Below are 15,715 nucleotides of genomic sequence, written 5' to 3' on the forward strand. Positions count from 1 at the left end.
GTCAGGAGAGGGGTTTCTGGGCGGTCGGCACCACGCTTTACAGTAATCATGCTGGCCATGTTGCTGTTCCCTGAGCGCGGATATCTCCGGTGGCCCGGATTGGTGCTGACCGATCCCTCGACAGGGGGCCTGCGTCAGGCCCGTCGGCGGCTGGGGGCCCACTGGAGTCTCCGATGCCAGTAGCCCGTTCCTGAAGCGTGCGACACCCCCCACTCTGGGATGCAGATCAAGGTGACTGCTCGTACCGTGGAAAGAGAGTTAGGTACCGGACTCTTTGGGGTGGATGTGGCTGGTATGCCTTACGCAATAATCGAGAAGATTCGGCGAAATGCTGGACGTATCCTGGGTAATGTGGCCCCCATGGAGCATGTCGACGATGCCGTCGCCCCCGCGGCGGATGAATACTCGTCGGGGCCTGCAGTCTGCCTGACTTGGGCTCTTCGCTCGTCATGGATTAATCGCAAAGTCGAGACGTACAACTTTCGCGATGCAGAAATGGCTCATTGCCATACTAGTATAGATCTGAAAATTCCCCCAGAGGCCCCAGAGTCGGCACCTGATGAAAATGGAACGACCTTCCTCCTTTTGCCTTTGATGTGGCTGGATAAGAAGCAGTTGTCCATACAGTTCGACTTGCGTGACGAAGCCGGTTGCCCGCTACGGCGAATAGGCATAGATGCAAGCGCTTCCCTCCTAGGGGATGCTCTCGTTGCCATGGCTTCTGGAAAGATCGGAAGGGATCTCAACGGCAGCGATTTTCCTCGGCAGCTAAGAAGGATAACCTCCGGGGAATGTCGACAGAAAGCCGATGATGTTTGGCGTGAGTTGGTACGACCCGGCCAGTGGGGTTTGAGTCAGCAGGAAGAAGATCTAATATTTGGCGATCCGGCGTTCGAACGCTGGGTGAAAAACCTGGCTGAAAGGCATCTCCTAATTTCGGTATTGGAGGGCGTTAAAGTTGGGCAGCAGCGAGTCCTCGGGGTTGACTATGACGTCCGAACCGACTGGGCTACCAGTTGGGGTCAAATGGTAGGAATCTCCCCGTGGAGTCTACTCTTTTCAGCTACGGCAAGTGACTGCACTAATTATCACTTTGAGGTCCTGGTTCCGGAGGGACTGCATATTTGCCGGATTTCTCTGGTGCCCGATCCATCATTCCTTTGGGGCGACCCGAATACTCCCGTTGCTTATAGAGTGTGGGATGCACACTACGGACACTGCGTAGCCCATGGATGTCCTGAAGATGGACGCAGTTACAACATAATTATGGACTTGCGTCCCTCGCGTAGCGGATGGCTGATCGCCGCCGTTTCGTCAAGCCTTGCCATTACTACGCTTATGTTCGTCTGCTCCTTCTTCAGTGGTCGGATCCTTAATCCGAGTGATTCCGTATATCCGGAAACGGACGTTCCTTTTCTGGTCACGACTCTGTTCTTGGCCGCCGCAGCCGCAATCATAACAATCGCTGCCCGGGCCGGTGATCATCTCTTGACCTCTCGCTTGCTGTTGCGCTTTCGCTTCTCTATGTGGATTATGGTGGCCTTTTCTTTCGCTGCTGTCCTGATTTTGATCACGGCGGGGTCTGGTGAGTCCCTCTCGCCCGCATTTTGCGTTTTTGGATTTATCTCTGGCTTTTTCTCTTTGCTGTTCCTGATCGCGCTCGCGCTTCCGCGGCCGAGGGATCCGTAATCTCATTGCTCGGCACGCCCCTCGTTCGAAGTTATGGGTGCATACTGGGGAGATACGTGAGGAGGTGCTCGATGAGGACCCGACGAGTCCGGTGGTTTAGACCGCCGACGAAACCCGAAGATGCGGACGCGGTAATCGTGGCGCTCCAGGGCCGAGAAGCCCAGGTCGAGAACCCTCAAACGAAGGCCTCTACGGATGCCATGATCGAAATCTTGCGCATTGCAGCGTCGCGCGGGCGCCCCCGGGTTGAATGAACAGGCCAATCGCCGGGGTCGAACCATCGGCGCCTGCCACAGCTAGACATTCACCCAGGTCAGGCCGGGTCCAGCCCCACATCTTCCCTGCTTCCTAGGCTGAGGTTTCCCGCGCCGTCGTCACTGGCCGACGGTAGGGGGTTGCTCATGTCGGCACCCCGAAAGCGTGGCTGAGGCCGGTGGGGGTGCAGCGAGGCACACGCGTGCGTGGTCGGTCGGCGTACCCGCCGTCGTCGCTGACTGTCGTCGGCTGAGGTACAAGCGGGCCCCGGATCGGCTCCGGAGTGATGCCCTTGCCGCAGCTTGAGACGGCGGGTGGCGAAGCTGTCGAGTCTGCCCCTGGCAGCTGACACCAATGCCTGACACCAACAGCCCGGGACGCCGGCAGTCAGCCCCGAACTCCAGCGGACGAGCAGCCGAGGATAAAGATGAGGCCGCCCTCCAAGCCTTTGCTATCAAAATAGCGAGTCTTGGCTACCTTGCTCGACCGAGCTATCTGACGCCTCGGGCGCAATCGCCACTAGTTCAAGTATCTGCGGGTCATAAAGCCAGTAATAGTGGCCCTCCAGTTCCTGGCGGCCAGAAATCCTTAGTGCAAGATTATTACGATGGGCATCAACCGCCATGTCGTAATCGTCTACCTTGAGACGGACCCTCATTTTTCGGGCCTCAGTTCCGCCCAGAACGTCCAATCGTACAACTCCAGGGTTTCCTGGTTTTGGGCGTTCAAGTAGCGTAACTGTTCCCAGGACAGTGACGAATAGCGGATCGGCTGTCGCTGCCAGCATATTCCCGGCCCGCTCCAGTGCCACATAATCTGAAGGAATGAACTCGAGCTTATGCCGCTCGACGGGACGCCCCGAGATCAGGTCTTCTGCAGAATTCAGCTCGACCTCGACCTCGGCACCTTCTGAGTCTCTAATCAAATTACGGACCGCTTGAGTCAATTCGTAACAGAATCCTCTCTCGACATTCTCAACGAACGAATAGGTGGACCCGGTCTCCTTGAAATGATCAACAGCCTCACGTGCGGCCTCAAGCGCTCCTACCAGTCCGAGAGTAATCTCCCGTCCGGTATGCCTCCCAATAAGCGGAATCGTGTCACCTGGCTTGATTTTACGCTCGGAGAACACCTCGTCCGGAGGAGCGTAGGCGGTGATCACGTAGCTTCCCACCTCAGTCTGCCCCATCAAGACTGAGTCTAGGAATGACTTCGCCAGAAAAGTATTAGAGTTTCCATAGTAAGCGGCTTTGGACTTCCGGGTTTTTGCCGCAACGACCATGGATTTATGCGCGCCTGCATGGAGATCCTCGCCAGCACTCCATGGAATTGTCCCTTTTCGGGAGGCTACTTCCTTGTGAAACTTCATTTCGTCACCCAGGGCGTGCAGAGTTGCGGCACGCGTCAGGATCGCACGAATCCTTTCATCACCCAGCTTCCAGGCTTGCGCCACCGCTTGACTGAGCAGATCAGAGTAGTCGTCCGTTTCTCGATCCTGGGGTAGAAGGAGGCCGCCATCGGATCGATTGTTCGAATCTGCCATCGGCCGCCAACGGCTATAGAGGTTGGCCTGGCCGCCAAATTTCTGCCACCCACTCGCCTCGAGAGCAAGGGCAAGCTGCCTATCCGTCAGGTGCTCAGCAACCTCGCGGAAATCTGGTACCCTCATGGCGCGCCTCCCTTGCCTATTCGCTCCATGATTGCACATAATGCGATGTCGTCAAATATTTGGCTTGTAGAAACTCTCACCGCCGTATATTTTTCGCCGGACGGCTGAACCCCTGTGACGCTCCGCCAGTATGCGCAATGCCGCAATTGAAATATGTCGTGACTGGCTTCAACCCATTTGGCGATATCTTCAGGCACAATCATGGCCACCAATATTCGGTGAACGATCACGTTTGGGCGTGCGAGAAGATTCAGACGCTCATTGGAGAGATTCACCGAAACGAACCCATTTGCAGGGTTGGGTGACGAGGTCCAGGTGCTCTTCAGCTGTATTTTCAGATCTATCTGGCAGTCCGCTGTGTGGGACTCTGAAGTGTGGCTCAGCTTCCAATCGATTCCGTCATCCGGATCGGGTTTGGCCATGGTGCAGCCAGCTGCCGCAGCGACTGCCCGGAGGTAGCCGTCCTGCAACATCTCCATCCGTTGCGTCTTGGGCAAGTCTCCCCGCAGCGGAACCTCAGGCACAGCGGCTTGAGCATCGATCATTCATCCCCCCAACATGTCCCCTAGATCACATGCTAGAAGCAAGTGGTCACGGTGGGTAGAGGGAGGTGCCGACACGGCTCCGGCGCAAGCCAGTTAGGGAGACAGCCCTGGATCACCAAGTTTCCCGAGCTAAGGCGAGAGCCCGGTCCCGTCACCCATCCCGCCGAGAATGCGCCCAGGGGCTGGAGCGCCGGCCCCGCCGACCTCCGGCGATGACGAGTGTTGCCGTCTCAGTTTCCGTCTCATTCAGCGTCGTTCACGGCCGTTCAGGCGAGACCGAAGCCGATAGCCGCTCCTACGGCCGAACGCCCATGAACCCAGGTGAACGCCGCGCAACGCACCCCGCGACCCCACCACCACAGTTGGAAAGCGTGTTGGTCCTCATGGCAGCGCCGACCCACGACACAGCCAGTCGCGGCAGCTAGGTTGAGGGCGTGGACGAGGAAGGGATCACCATCAGGCTCACGCGCGATCAAGCGTTCGTGCTGTCGGACTGGCTCTACCAAGTCATGTTCCAGTCCGACGACCTTGAAGGGATCGTGCACGACCGAGCCGTCTGGTCGCCGATCTACGCGATCTCCGGAACGCTGGACAAGAGGCTGAGCGAGATCTTCATGCCCGACTACGGCCCACGCCTCGAAGCGGCCAAGGAGCGTCTCCGCGTCAATCTGTACGGCGGAGCCGACGAGTCGACGGCAGCGGGCCAGGACACGACCGACGCACCACAAGCGCACCAGATAGAGCGGGGAACTGCGGGGAACCACAGTGAAAGCGACCAAGGGCAATGAGATCTGGTGTCGGGTGAACGCCCAGTTCAGCAGCCCTATCCGCGCCAAATGACCGCAGCTTCCCAAGCTGAGAGCGCGAGTTCGATTCTCGTCACCCGCTCCATGACAAAGGCCCAGGTCATTGACCCGGGCCTTTCTGCTGTCTGTGACGATCACTCGTCTCGTGCCAGATTCGTGCCAGAACGTTGATCGTCTGGATCAACGGTGGCTCCATCTGGCACGGCAGCGGCTTCCTGGCGTGCCTTCCCGTGTGACGAAGGTCGTAGAACCGGAAACGCTCGGGGACCCCGACGACGGTGCGCGAGTCCGTCGGCTCCCTTGTCCGTGTAGAGCTCCATGTGGAGTCGCAACTGCGGTCGGGGCTGCGCCGCCGCACGGGATGTCGTACGTGTGCCTGCGGGCCTCCCGCCCCAGCTCACGGTGGTCCCTGCGTGCTTCCACCAGTGGCGGGTACCGCCATGGCGATACCCGCGCTCAACAGCATGGCCAGAGAGGTCGCCCACTGCGTCATCAACCGACGACCGCGGTGATGTGCCCCCTCCTTTCCGCGCGGAGCACTGCGCGGGCCGCCCCGAGGATCTCCTCGTCCATCTCCAGCCCGGAGGCCAGCACCTGGAGCAGCCGGGTCCGCCACACATCGGGGTCCGTCTCGTACGCGTAAAGCACCCGTACGCCGTAGCCTCCCCGTACGCCGTCACCGCCACCGGACAACCGTCGGCGGACCGCCTCCTTCAGCACAGCGTGGAGGTCGTGGACGACTCCTCGTGAGGTGTCGGTGAGTCCGGCCGCCGCCCCCGTGGCCAACGCGGTGGCCACCAACTCCACTTCGGTCACGCGGATCCCCTTCGGTTGTGCGGGTTGTGCGATGTCGTGTCCATCACCATGGCCGGGGGTGCTGCAATTCTGATGAAATTCCGATGACGTAGGGAAGCGGAGGCTTCGGGGTGGACGACGGATCTCCTCAGCTGCTGCGGTTCGAAGTGCTCGGACCGTTACGGTCGTGGCGGGGCGGGGCGCCGCTGAAGCTGGGGCCCGTCAAACGGCAGGCCGTGCTGGCCGCTCTGCTGCTGCGCCAAGGGGCCGTGGTCAGTCATGAGCGGCTGCTCGACGCGGTGTGGGGCGAGGAGCCTCCCGCAGGCGGTCACAAGGTCCTGCCCACCCACGTCAACTCGCTGCGCAGGGTGCTCGATCCGGAAGGCACCCCGCCCGCGGAGTCGGTGATCCGCAGCGGCAAGGGCTGGTACTGCTTCGTCGTCGAGGAGGTCAGGCTCGATACGGCGGATCTGGACGAACGGGGCGACGAGGCGCTGCGCACCGTCGCGTCTGGCGACCTGGCCACCGCCGCGGCCCAACTCTCCGCAGCCATCGGACTGTTCCGCGGCGAGCCCCTGGCCGGGCTGCCGGGACCGTTCGCGCAGGAGGAGCGGCAGCGGTTGGAGGAGCGCCGACGGACGTTCCGGCTGGAGCGGCTCAAGTGCCTGGTCCTTCTGGGCCGGTTCGGCGATGCCCTCGACGACCTGAGCGGGCTGTCCGCGTCTTCGATGGCTGACCGCTACGACGAGTCGCTGACGGCCTTGCGCATGCGGGCCCTGTACGGCCGCGGACGTCAGGCGGAAGCGCTCAGAACTTACGAGGACCTGCGCGTACGACTGCGTGACGAGCTCGGCGCCGATCCCGGTGAGGAACTGCGCCGGGTGCACGAAGCGGTACTGCACCAGGACGACGCCTTCCTCCTGCGTCCGCCCCCGTCGGTACTCTCCACACCGCGCGAGAGGGCCGTGTCCGCCGAACTCCCGCACGACACTCCGGGTTTCGCCGGCCGCACCGGCGAACTCGAGCGACTCCACTCGCTGCTTGCGCCCGCGCGGACGCCAGGGACGGCGAACACCGTGGTCATCTCCGCCATCGGCGGCGCCGCGGGCATTGGCAAGACCGCACTGGCCGTGCACTGGGCACACCAGGTCCGCGGCCGCTTCCCGGACGGCCAGCTCTACGTCAACCTGCACGGCTTCGACCACGACCGACAGCCCCTCGAACCCGGCGAGGCCCTTGAACTGCTGCTGCGCAGCCTGGGGCTCGCGGCGTCGGAGATCCCCCCGCACCACGAGGCCCAGGGCCGCGTGTTCCGGACCCTGCTGGCCGACCGGCGCATGCTCGTCCTGCTGGACAACGCGGCCTCGGCCGAGCAGGTACGTCCGCTGCTGCCGTCCGGCCCTACCTGCTGCGTCCTCGTGACCAGCCGCAACCGGCTCGGCGACCTCGTCGCCCACGACGGCGCCCATGCGCTGCCCCTGGATCTCCTCCAGCCGGACGAGGCCCGCGCACTGCTGAGCCGGACCCTCGGCACGGACCGGGTCGACGACGATAATCACGCGGTCGACGAACTGATCCGGCTCTGCGGCAGCCTCCCCCTGGCCCTGCGCGTGGCCGCCGCCAGGCTCGCGGGCGATCCGGCCCTGCGGACGGCCGACCTCGTCGCCGAGATGAACGAGGGCAACAAGCTGGAGGCACTGGAGCCGGACAGAGACGCCAACTCTCCTTTGCGTACGGCCTTTTCGGTGTCGTACCGGGTCCTGGCACCCGGCGCACGCCGGCTGTTCCGCCTGCTCGGCCTGTTCCCGGGAGCGGAGTTCACCACCGAGGCCGCAGCGGCGCTCCTGGATGCGCCACTGTCGCAGGCCCGGCGTCTGATCGGTGCACTGACCTCGGCCCACCTGGTCGAACCCGCGACGGCGGCACGTTACCGGTTCCACGATCTCCTTCGCGAGTACGCACAGGAGTGTGCGCTGGTGGAGGAGGCGGCGCCGGACCGTGAAGCCGCCCTCGAACGACTCCTGATCTGGTACCTCAACGCCATCCGAACCACCGCGGGGACCGGGCTCTTTCCGGAGCTGCCCACCAGCCTCCGCCCCGACAGACACCCGGGCATGCCGTCGGCCATCGCCGCCGGACCGTGGCTGGATGCAGAACGGGCGAATCTGCTCGCCGTCATCAACCATGCCGCCCACCACGGCCCCCGCCCCGTCGCCTGGCACCTGACCTCCGCACTGTTCAGCCACTTCTGGATCCATCTGCCACGGAAGACCTGGCAGACCACCGCGCAGACGGCACTGGACGCGGCCGAGACCGAGAGTGACCTGTTCGGCCAGGCAGCGATGCACTCCAGCCTCTCAGCGGCGCGGTGGGACCGGGGGCATGTCCGACAGGCGATGGAACACGCCACACGCGCACTGGACATCAGCCGGAAGCTCGGTTGGGCGTCGGGCGAGGCGTCGGGTCTCGGCCTCAGAGGCATGGCGTATTGGAGCATGGCGCGCCTCGACAGTGCGCACGACGATTTCACCGCCGGCCTGCGCATCTTCCGTGAGACCGGGAACCTCTACTTCGAAGGATTCGGGATGGTCGGCCTCGGTATGGCCTGCCGGGATCTGGGTCGGCTGCACGAGGCCGCCGACCACCTCGAACGTGCCGTCGGACTCGAGGCAGAGGTCAGCTGGTGGGACGCCGGCTCGGCCCTGCAGATCCTGGGCGGGGTGTACTGGGAACTCGGCCGTCTCACCGACGGACTCGACCTCCTCGGCCCGGAGGTCGCCTCCGACAAGCGGGCCGGTTACCGCGACGGCCGCGCGATGATGCTCGACGCCATCGCGAAGATCAATATCGAACTCGGCCGCCACGGCGAAGGGCTGGAGCAGGCCGAGCGGGCCTTCGCCCTGGTCGAGGACACGAAACGGCACTGGGTTCAGTCCGGCATCCTCAACACGGTCGCCGCCGCCCGCCGACGACTGGGGCAGCTGGACCGGGCTCTTCAGGCCGGCGAGCAGGCTCTCGCCCTGGCCCGCGAGGCGCGATTCCGGCGAGCCGAGGCGGACAGCCTCATATGCCTCTCCCTCACCTACAGGGAAGCGGGCCGGTACGACGAGGCCCGCACCCACGCCGAACAGGCGCTGGCTCTGGCCCGCGCCCATTCGTTCCGCGTGGTGGAGGGCCAGGCCCTGACAGCCCTGTGCGAGACGGCGGAGGCCGAGGAAGCACACGGCACAGCCGTCGAGCTCGGCCAGGAAGCCCTCGCCGTACACCGCGGGACCGGCCACCGACTCGGCGAGGCCCGCACCCTCCTGGCACTCGCCCGCGCCCACTGGAAGACCGACGACGACGCCGAACTGATGAGGCGACAGGCGTGGGCCATCTTCTCGGACATCGGCGTGCCCGAGACGGAGTACGCGGATCTCGACCGGTGACGTCTCCTCAGCCGAGCCCGTCAGTCCCGTTCCCGACGTAGCCAGGACATGTACTCCGGCCCACAGCGATAGACGCGGAAGACCGCGTTCCGGGCGCCGCGGGAGTTCTCTTTGATCGCCACCTTCGCCTGACAGCGAGGGCAATCCCACAACCTGTCGGGCGGTGAAACGCCTCAGACGATGTCGTGGACGTTGTGCTCGGTCAGGTCGGATGCGTGCCGGGCGACAGTGCCGTAGTCGGCATCGTCGTGGAGGACAACCAGGCCGTGGTGAGCCGCTGTAGCGGCGACGGCGGCGTCGGGATAGAGGTCAGAAAACATTTCCGCGATCTCGTCGTACTCGCGACGATTCCGGGCGCTGTACCGGAACTCGGCGCGTTGCACATAGCAGGACGCGATGGCCCCGGCATCGATCGCGTCGTACCAGGCCGACTGCAGTTTTGGATCGCGGAGCAGCCGGACCAGGCCAGACGTGTCGAGCAGGTAGATCACCGGCTGTCCTTCTCCGCCCGGTGCAGGCGCTCGGCGTCCTCGACGGCACCCCACTCACGCGCACGCTCGAAGTGACGCTTGATGCGCGCCGCGCGTTCCTGCTGCTCGGCGTAGAAGTTCAGAGCGAGATTGACCGCCTCCTTCTTGGTCCGGACGTGAGCCAGAGCCATGACGCGCTCCAGGGCGTCGTCGTCGATGTCGATCTGGGTCACGGACATACCGTGCCTCCCACGCAATGTTGGTGATGTACATAGAGGAATACGTCACCAACATTTACGGGTCCACCTGTCAGCTCCGGTGCATGCAGTCGCGCCGGGACCCTCCGGATCAGTCCCACAGACGATGCGGTCCGGTCGGCGCAGGCGTTGCGCGCTGTACGGCCCGGTTGCTGGTCACCCCCGTGCCCGCAGCGTGCCCGTAAGAGCGGACAACCGCGGTCAACAGCGGTGCCACCAAGCACTCAGGCCTGCAGCGGCAGAACGAATCCGTGTAGGTCAGGAGCCATGTACCGACCCAAGCGCCGTAGCTTCCCAAGCTGAGAGTGCGAGTTCGATTCTCGTCACCCGCTCTACCTGAGCCCCAGGCCAAAGACCTGGGGCTCACTTGCTTTCCAGCCCCAGGTCGCGCCGAGGGCAAGGAAATGCTCTCCTGGAATGAGCCGCAGGAGAACACGCCGATGCGTCACAGCCGGACTTCCGCTCCAGTAGCCGACCGGTCGGTCGCCCCGACCGGAACGGGTGGGGGGTTGCTGCCCACGCGGGATCTCGCGGCCGCCTGGTTGCTCGTGGTCCTGATCGTGGTGCCCGCCTGGGTGCTGACGATCGGCCAGGCCCGGGACATGGGGGTCGAGCCCGGCACGATGGGGATGGCGCTGCCGCTGTTCCTGCTGCTCTGGGTGACGATGATGGCGGCCATGATGCTGCCGTCCATGGCACCGGTGGCCATCACCTGGGTCCGGGGCATCGGCCGGCAGTCCTCAGGCTGGGCCCGGACCGCCCGTACCGTCGAGTTCGTCGCCGGATATCTGCTGGTGTGGACGGCGTTCGGGCTGCTCACCTACGCAGCGCTGGCGTTCACCGGCAGCCTCGTCGACGACCACCCCGCGACCGGTCGCTGGATCGGCTCGGTCGGCTTCCTGCTCGCGGGCCTTTACCAGCTGGGCCCCCTGAAGACCGTATGCCTGCGGCACTGCCGCGACCCCTTGGGCCACCTGGTGCGCTACTCCGGCTTCCGGGGGCCGGCGCGCGACCTGCGGGTGGGCCTCCACCACGGCGCCTACTGCGTCGGCTGCTGCACCGGGCTGATGGTCGTCCTCGTTCCGCTGGGCGTGATGAACGTGGCAGCGATGGCTGGGCTGGCCGTGGTGATCTTCTTGGAGAAGCTGTGGTCCCGGGGCCCCCTGCTCGCGCGCGCTATGGGCGTCGTACTCCTCGTCCTGGCCGTGCTCGCACCCTTCCAGGACTGGCTGCTTCCCGGGCTGCGGGACTCGATGCCGTCGATGGACGACATGTGATCCCTTGCCGGTGAACGGGTTCCCCATCAGGGAAGGGAGGTGCAGGCTGGAAGGGAGACCGTCTCCCGATCCCGGGACCGGGCTCGGCACACACGGTCTCGCCACTCCGAGTGAGCCTCCTGGGGCTCGGCAGGAGGGAAGCGAGATGACAGAACAGGCCACCACTGCGACGCACTGGCATCTGACCGGCGACTGGTTCGATGTGTGCAAGTGCGCCATCCCCTGTCCGTGCACGTTCGCCCAGCCCCCGACCTACGGCGACTGCGAAGGCGTCTTGGTCTGGCACATCCGGGAGGGCAGCTACGGCGACGTCCGTCTCGACGGCCTGAACGTCCTGATGCTCGGCTCCTTCACGGGCAACGTCTGGGCCGGCGAGCACAGCGACCCCTACGCCGCCGTCTTCCTCGACGAACGCGCCGACGAACAGCAACGCGGTGCTCTCGGGGCCGTCTTCGGCGGCGAGGCGGGCGGCTGGCCGGCGCGGTTCGGGGAGATGTTCCACCCCGAGATGCGTGGCATGGACGTCGCACCCATCCACGTCGAGATAGACGATGACCTCGCCACCTGGCGGGCCGAGGTCCCCGGCCGCGTCACAGCGGCCGCCGAGGCGCTCACCGGCCCGACCACCGCGGACGGCGCGCGTGTCCAGGTCCACAACGCCCCGGGTGCCGAAGTCGGACCGGGCCAGGTCGCCACATGGGGCCGGGCCACCGTCGACCGCGCGGATGCGTTCGGCTTCTCCTGGGACCGCTCCGGCAAGTCGAGCAAGCACTTCCCCTTCGACTGGAGCGGCCCCGACTGACCCACCCGGCCACGCGGACCGGCTCAGATGAGCTGAGCCCCCCGCCACTACGGCTGATACTGCTGCCCGTGGGCCGGAGCACTCTGCTGGTCTTCATTCACCCCGCTGCTGCCAGGCCCTCTCATCTTCGGATAACCCCGGAAGAAAGCCAGGAGCCCACCCGGATGACGGGCACCTCCTCGCAGACTGCAGGGGCCGCTCCGAGCCAGCTCCGTCCCGACACCGCCGTCTGCTTGCGGATGTCCTCGACGTGGGTGGTGTCTACCCTCTGGCGCTTACCGGCGGCTATGCGGTCCAAGCACATGGGTTGGTGAACCGGTTTATCGGTGAACCGTTGCTGCGTTTCGCGGGCGTCTCTCCCGCCGAAGACGGGGCACGTTGAACCCGGTCGCCCACCCCGCACCGCGCCTGGCCGTGGGCGGACACAAGTCCTTTGCGGGAGTGGACACTTGGCTGCGAGGGTCCTGGAGCAGAGCGAGAGCCTGATCCTGGAGCCCAGCCCGGTCAGCCGATGTAGCCCTCGAGGTCGGCGACGATGTTGAGGGATCCGTTTGCGTTGCGGATGTGGATGGAGCCCTCGGCGTCGATGGGGATCACTGCCAGAACCGGCCTGGTCTCGCCGGCGCTCAGGTTGACGTTGGACACGTTCGGCAGACTGCCGACGCCGTAGGCGGTCAGGTGGGTGGCGGTGGTCGGGGCGACGCCGGTGAGGTTGGCCAGGACGGCGGTCGCGTCGGCCGGTACGCCGTGGACTCCGGCGACCTTCACGGTGAGGGTGCTGTTCGCGCCGAGCCGCCCGGCGGGGGCACCCGTGCCGTTGCGCGTGTCGAGGAAGCGTGTGGGGTTGGCCGGGACGAAGGGGCTGCCCCAGGGGGAGGTGCCGTCGACGACGGAGTTGGTGTAGAGCCCCTGGAGGTCGGCGATCAGATGGACGTGTGCGCCGCTGTTGTAGAGCTTGACCTTGCCGCCGGTGCACACCTTCGTCACGACCAGGTTGGAAACGGTCTGCCCGACGCGGTAGTTGAGGTTCGACGTGCCGGGGCGGCTGCCGCAGTAGACGGTGACCACGCCACTGCCGCTGCCTCCGGTCACGGTGACGTTGAGGACGGCGCCGACGGTGCCCGCGCCCTGACCGTTCTTCGGCAGGGTGACGGTGGTCGTGCTGCCGGGCGCGACCTTGCCCTTGGGGGCGCCGGTGCCGTAGCGGGTGTCCAGGACCCGCGTCGGGGTGACAGGTGCGAGGTTGCTCATGGGGCTCACATGGTCGTCGCTGGTGTCGGACCTGGCCGTGAAGTAGCCCTGGGTGTCGGCGATGAGGTCGACGTGGCCGTGCGCGTTGTACAGGTCGACGTAGCCGCCCGCGCCCACGCGTACCGTGACCAGGTTGGGGTTGGTCCGCCCGGCGGTGAAGTCGAGATCGGACGCGGTCGGGCGGCTGGTGCCGTCCGGATACACCGTGACGTAGCTGCTCGCGGTCGCGTGGGTGTCGGTGACGTTGAGGGTGACCGCGGTCACCCCGGAGGACGGGACGCCGCCCACACCGAGGACCTTGAGGCGGACCACGCCTGCGGGGCCGACCTGCCGCTCGGCGGCACCGGTGCCCTTGCGCGTGTCCAGGATGCGGCGCGGGTCGGTGGCGACGTAGGACGGGCCGACGGTGGTCGGGGTGGTGTCGGTGAAGGTGCGTCCGCCGGAGTCCGTGAGCTGCTGGGTGACGGTGTACGTGCCGGCGGCGGCATACGTGTGCCGGACCCAGCTCTTGGAGCCTGTCGCGGAGACCGCTGCCGAGCCGTCGCCGAAGGTGATCCGGTCACTGGTGATCGGGTAGCCGCTGAAGCCGGACGCGGTCAGGCCGCAGCCGGTGGTGTCGGGCAGGCTGGGCGCGGTCCGGACGGAGGCGCTCCGGCAGTCGAGGCTCCCGGTCAGCGGTGGCAGCGGACGGACGGAGAAGCTGAGGCTGGTCTCGGTGCCCATCTCGGTGCCGTCCGGCCGGTACACCGTGACCGTGGCATGGATGGTGTCGCCAGTAGTGGGCTGCGTGTAGGTGTGGGTGGCCGGGCCGGTGACGGACGTGACCGTGGTGCCGTCCCCGAAGGCGAAGGTGTAGCGGTAGCCGTCGAGGGAGTCCGACCACGGGTTGACGAAGCCGGGGGTGAAGGTGACCGGAACGCCGACATAGGCGCTCCCGGCCACGCCGCTCGCTGTCCCCAGCCTCAGTGGGTCCTGTACCTCGGTCGCGCCCCGGTCGTAGTCGCCGGCGCCCGTACCGGTGTCGGCGACCAGCGGGTCGTCGACGCGTTGCGCCCCGTGAAGGTCGGTGGCGAGCTCACCTGGCGCGTCGGCGTCCGCGGAATCGATCAGCGGCGTGCCGTCCGGTGTCACGTCCGTCTGGTCCAGGTCGTGGGTTCCCTGACCGGTGCCGGTCCGGAACGCCTGGCTGGTGCCGTACGCGGTGCCAGCCCACTCATAGTCGGTTCCGGCCGGCAGGGGGCTGACGGCGTTGTAGTCCGCGGTGACCTGCGGTGCGGAGGCGGCGTCCACCGTGATCTCGGCGGGGGTGCCGGTGTCCGAGCAGGATGCTGTCGTGTCGGCACGTACGACGGTGTTCTCCACGGATCCGGAGCTGCCGTCGGTCAGGCTGATGCCGTTGCCGCAGGCCGTCACGATGGTGTCGCCGGCCAGACGGATGCCCGTGGTGCCGGTGGCCGATATGCCTCCGCCGAGCGATGTGACGTCGTCGGCCAGGGTGATGTCCTGTGCTCCGGCCGCGCTTGCGAAGGCCGGACCGCCGGACTCGGGGGCGATGTGCAGCCGGGTGAGTGCGACGTCGGAGGAGGAACCGTCGACGGCGATCGTCCCGTCGGCGCCGGTGGCCGCCTGGGCCGTGGTGACCCCGCCCGTGTCGTAGGAGATGTGCTGGGACTGGGAGAACACCAGCGTGCTCGTCCCGCTCGACGAGAGGTTGAACCCCGACACATCGACGTACTGGGCGCCGGAGAAGGTCATCGCCGGTGTCGAGGTCTTGGTCAGAACGACGGCGGCGGTGGCGGCCGCATTGTCGCCGGGAGCTGCGACGAAGGTGACCGGTGCGTCCGCGGCGCCGATCGATCCGATGTTCACGGGGGCGTACGGGGTCTTGTTCCGCGCCACATGGACGGTGTCCCCGGGACCCGCCGAGTCCGCGGCCGGCTGGATCTGGCAGAAGGGCTCCGCCGGTGAGCCGGGTCCGGTGTCGCTGCAACCGGCGGCGTCGTCGTCGACGTACAAGGCTGTGCCGGTGGCGGCGTGGGCAAGGCCGGTACCGATTCCGCCGATCAATACGGAGAGGACGGCGGCGCACCTCACCAGCTGTCGCCTGCGGCTCATGAACATGCTCCCCTGGGCCGTGAGGGACGTGGGACGTCGGACCGCACAGCCGTTCAGATCCAGTCACCTGTCGGCTGGAGTTGGCCGAACGGTACGGCAGGTGCCGGCCGCCGGACCATCGAAATGCCGATGTCCTGCTGCCGATGAGGCCTTGAGGGAACAAGCTTGATCATAGGAAAAGCACCGTACGGCAGGCGCTTGGGTCTTCCATTACCTCGTGGCCTCTCCTCGGGCGAGGAAGCCGGCCGGTCGATGACCGCGCCTACGACCGCGCCTGGCAGGTCCAGGAGATCCTCACCCAGCGCCAACAGCACCGCAGTGGCGGAGCCGTCGATCTCGTTTCGGCCGCCCGGCGG

The 15,715-nt window shown here is 65.7% G+C and carries 11 protein-coding genes and 1 pseudogene; 6 read left to right on the forward strand and 6 right to left on the reverse strand.

Annotated elements, in window-relative coordinates:
* Positions 1–360 precede the first annotated feature (360 nt).
* Positions 361–1,689, forward strand: a complete 1,329-nt coding sequence (locus tag RNB18_RS07185) for a hypothetical protein (protein ID WP_311713288.1) — start codon at positions 361–363, stop codon at positions 1,687–1,689.
* 709 nt (positions 1,690–2,398) lie between these two features.
* On the opposite strand, the gene RNB18_RS07190 is transcribed toward RNB18_RS07185, so the two are convergent.
* Both RNB18_RS07190 and RNB18_RS07195 read right to left on the reverse strand, forming a co-directional pair.
* Positions 2,399–3,613, reverse strand: a complete 1,215-nt coding sequence (locus RNB18_RS07190; protein ID WP_311713289.1) for a hypothetical protein — start codon at positions 3,611–3,613, stop codon at positions 2,399–2,401.
* Positions 3,610–4,158, reverse strand: coding sequence for a DUF4365 domain-containing protein (locus RNB18_RS07195; RefSeq protein ID WP_311713290.1), 549 nt, complete (start codon positions 4,156–4,158; stop codon positions 3,610–3,612). Before RNB18_RS07195 ends, RNB18_RS07190 begins: the two co-directional genes overlap by 4 nt.
* A 434-nt stretch (positions 4,159–4,592) precedes the next feature.
* Between RNB18_RS07195 and RNB18_RS07200 the strand changes: the two genes are divergently transcribed.
* Positions 4,593–4,946, forward strand: a complete 354-nt coding sequence (locus tag RNB18_RS07200) for a hypothetical protein (protein ID WP_311713291.1) — start codon at positions 4,593–4,595, stop codon at positions 4,944–4,946.
* Positions 4,947–5,456: 510 nt separating this feature from the next.
* Here the strand turns inward: RNB18_RS07200 and RNB18_RS07205 are convergent.
* Positions 5,457–5,780 (reverse strand): hypothetical protein, encoded by a 324-nt coding sequence (locus RNB18_RS07205; protein WP_311713292.1) that lies wholly within the window; start codon positions 5,778–5,780, stop codon positions 5,457–5,459.
* A gap of 110 nt (positions 5,781–5,890) precedes the next feature.
* On the opposite strand from RNB18_RS07205, the gene RNB18_RS07210 reads away from it, so the two are divergent.
* A complete protein-coding gene (locus tag RNB18_RS07210) occupies positions 5,891–9,187 on the forward strand; it encodes an AfsR/SARP family transcriptional regulator (protein ID WP_311713293.1) in 3,297 nt (1,098 codons plus the stop codon).
* A gap of 173 nt (positions 9,188–9,360) precedes the next feature.
* Here RNB18_RS07210 and RNB18_RS07215 read toward each other — a convergent pair whose 3' ends face one another.
* The gene (locus tag RNB18_RS07215) at positions 9,361–9,678 is read right to left on the reverse strand and encodes a PIN domain-containing protein (protein WP_311713294.1); all 318 of its coding nucleotides are present in this window, start codon (positions 9,676–9,678) and stop codon (positions 9,361–9,363) included.
* The gene (locus tag RNB18_RS07220; protein WP_311713295.1) at positions 9,675–9,896 is read right to left on the reverse strand and encodes a type II toxin-antitoxin system VapB family antitoxin; all 222 of its coding nucleotides are present in this window, start codon (positions 9,894–9,896) and stop codon (positions 9,675–9,677) included. The genes RNB18_RS07215 and RNB18_RS07220 overlap by 4 nt, the downstream gene beginning before the upstream one ends.
* A gap of 458 nt (positions 9,897–10,354) precedes the next feature.
* Between RNB18_RS07220 and RNB18_RS07225 the strand changes: the two genes are divergently transcribed.
* Positions 10,355–11,191, forward strand: a complete 837-nt coding sequence (locus RNB18_RS07225) for a DUF2182 domain-containing protein (protein WP_311713296.1) — start codon at positions 10,355–10,357, stop codon at positions 11,189–11,191.
* Between the two features lie 145 nt (positions 11,192–11,336).
* Positions 11,337–11,993 (forward strand): DUF1326 domain-containing protein, encoded by a 657-nt coding sequence (locus RNB18_RS07230; protein ID WP_311713297.1) that lies wholly within the window; start codon positions 11,337–11,339, stop codon positions 11,991–11,993.
* Positions 11,994–12,497: 504 nt separating this feature from the next.
* Here the strand turns inward: RNB18_RS07230 and RNB18_RS07235 are convergent.
* Positions 12,498–15,359, reverse strand: coding sequence for a PKD domain-containing protein (locus RNB18_RS07235; protein WP_311713298.1), 2,862 nt, complete (start codon positions 15,357–15,359; stop codon positions 12,498–12,500).
* Positions 15,360–15,604: 245 nt separating this feature from the next.
* On the opposite strand from RNB18_RS07235, the pseudogene RNB18_RS07240 reads away from it, so the two are divergent.
* A pseudogene (locus RNB18_RS07240) lies at positions 15,605–15,709 on the forward strand (PIN domain nuclease); the annotation flags it as partial.
* Positions 15,710–15,715 lie beyond the last annotated feature (6 nt).

The organism is Streptomyces doebereineriae, from assembly GCF_031845645.1.
Lineage (GTDB): Bacteria > Actinomycetota > Actinomycetes > Streptomycetales > Streptomycetaceae > Streptomyces > Streptomyces canus.

Excerpts from the sequence above, each read along its gene's own strand:
- RNB18_RS07225 (WP_311713296.1), top strand. The coding sequence starts at position 10,355 with ATGCGTCACAGCCGGACTTCCGCTCCAGTAGCCGACCGGTCGGTCGCC.
- RNB18_RS07235 (WP_311713298.1), bottom strand. The coding sequence starts at position 15,359 with ATGAGCCGCAGGCGACAGCTGGTGAGGTGCGCCGCCGTCCTCTCCGTA.
- RNB18_RS07185 (WP_311713288.1), top strand. The coding sequence starts at position 361 with ATGGAGCATGTCGACGATGCCGTCGCCCCCGCGGCGGATGAATACTCG.
- RNB18_RS07195 (WP_311713290.1), bottom strand. The coding sequence starts at position 4,158 with ATGATCGATGCTCAAGCCGCTGTGCCTGAGGTTCCGCTGCGGGGAGAC.
- RNB18_RS07230 (WP_311713297.1), top strand. The coding sequence starts at position 11,337 with ATGACAGAACAGGCCACCACTGCGACGCACTGGCATCTGACCGGCGAC.
- RNB18_RS07190 (WP_311713289.1), bottom strand. The coding sequence starts at position 3,613 with ATGAGGGTACCAGATTTCCGCGAGGTTGCTGAGCACCTGACGGATAGG.
- RNB18_RS07220 (WP_311713295.1), bottom strand. The coding sequence starts at position 9,896 with ATGTCCGTGACCCAGATCGACATCGACGACGACGCCCTGGAGCGCGTC.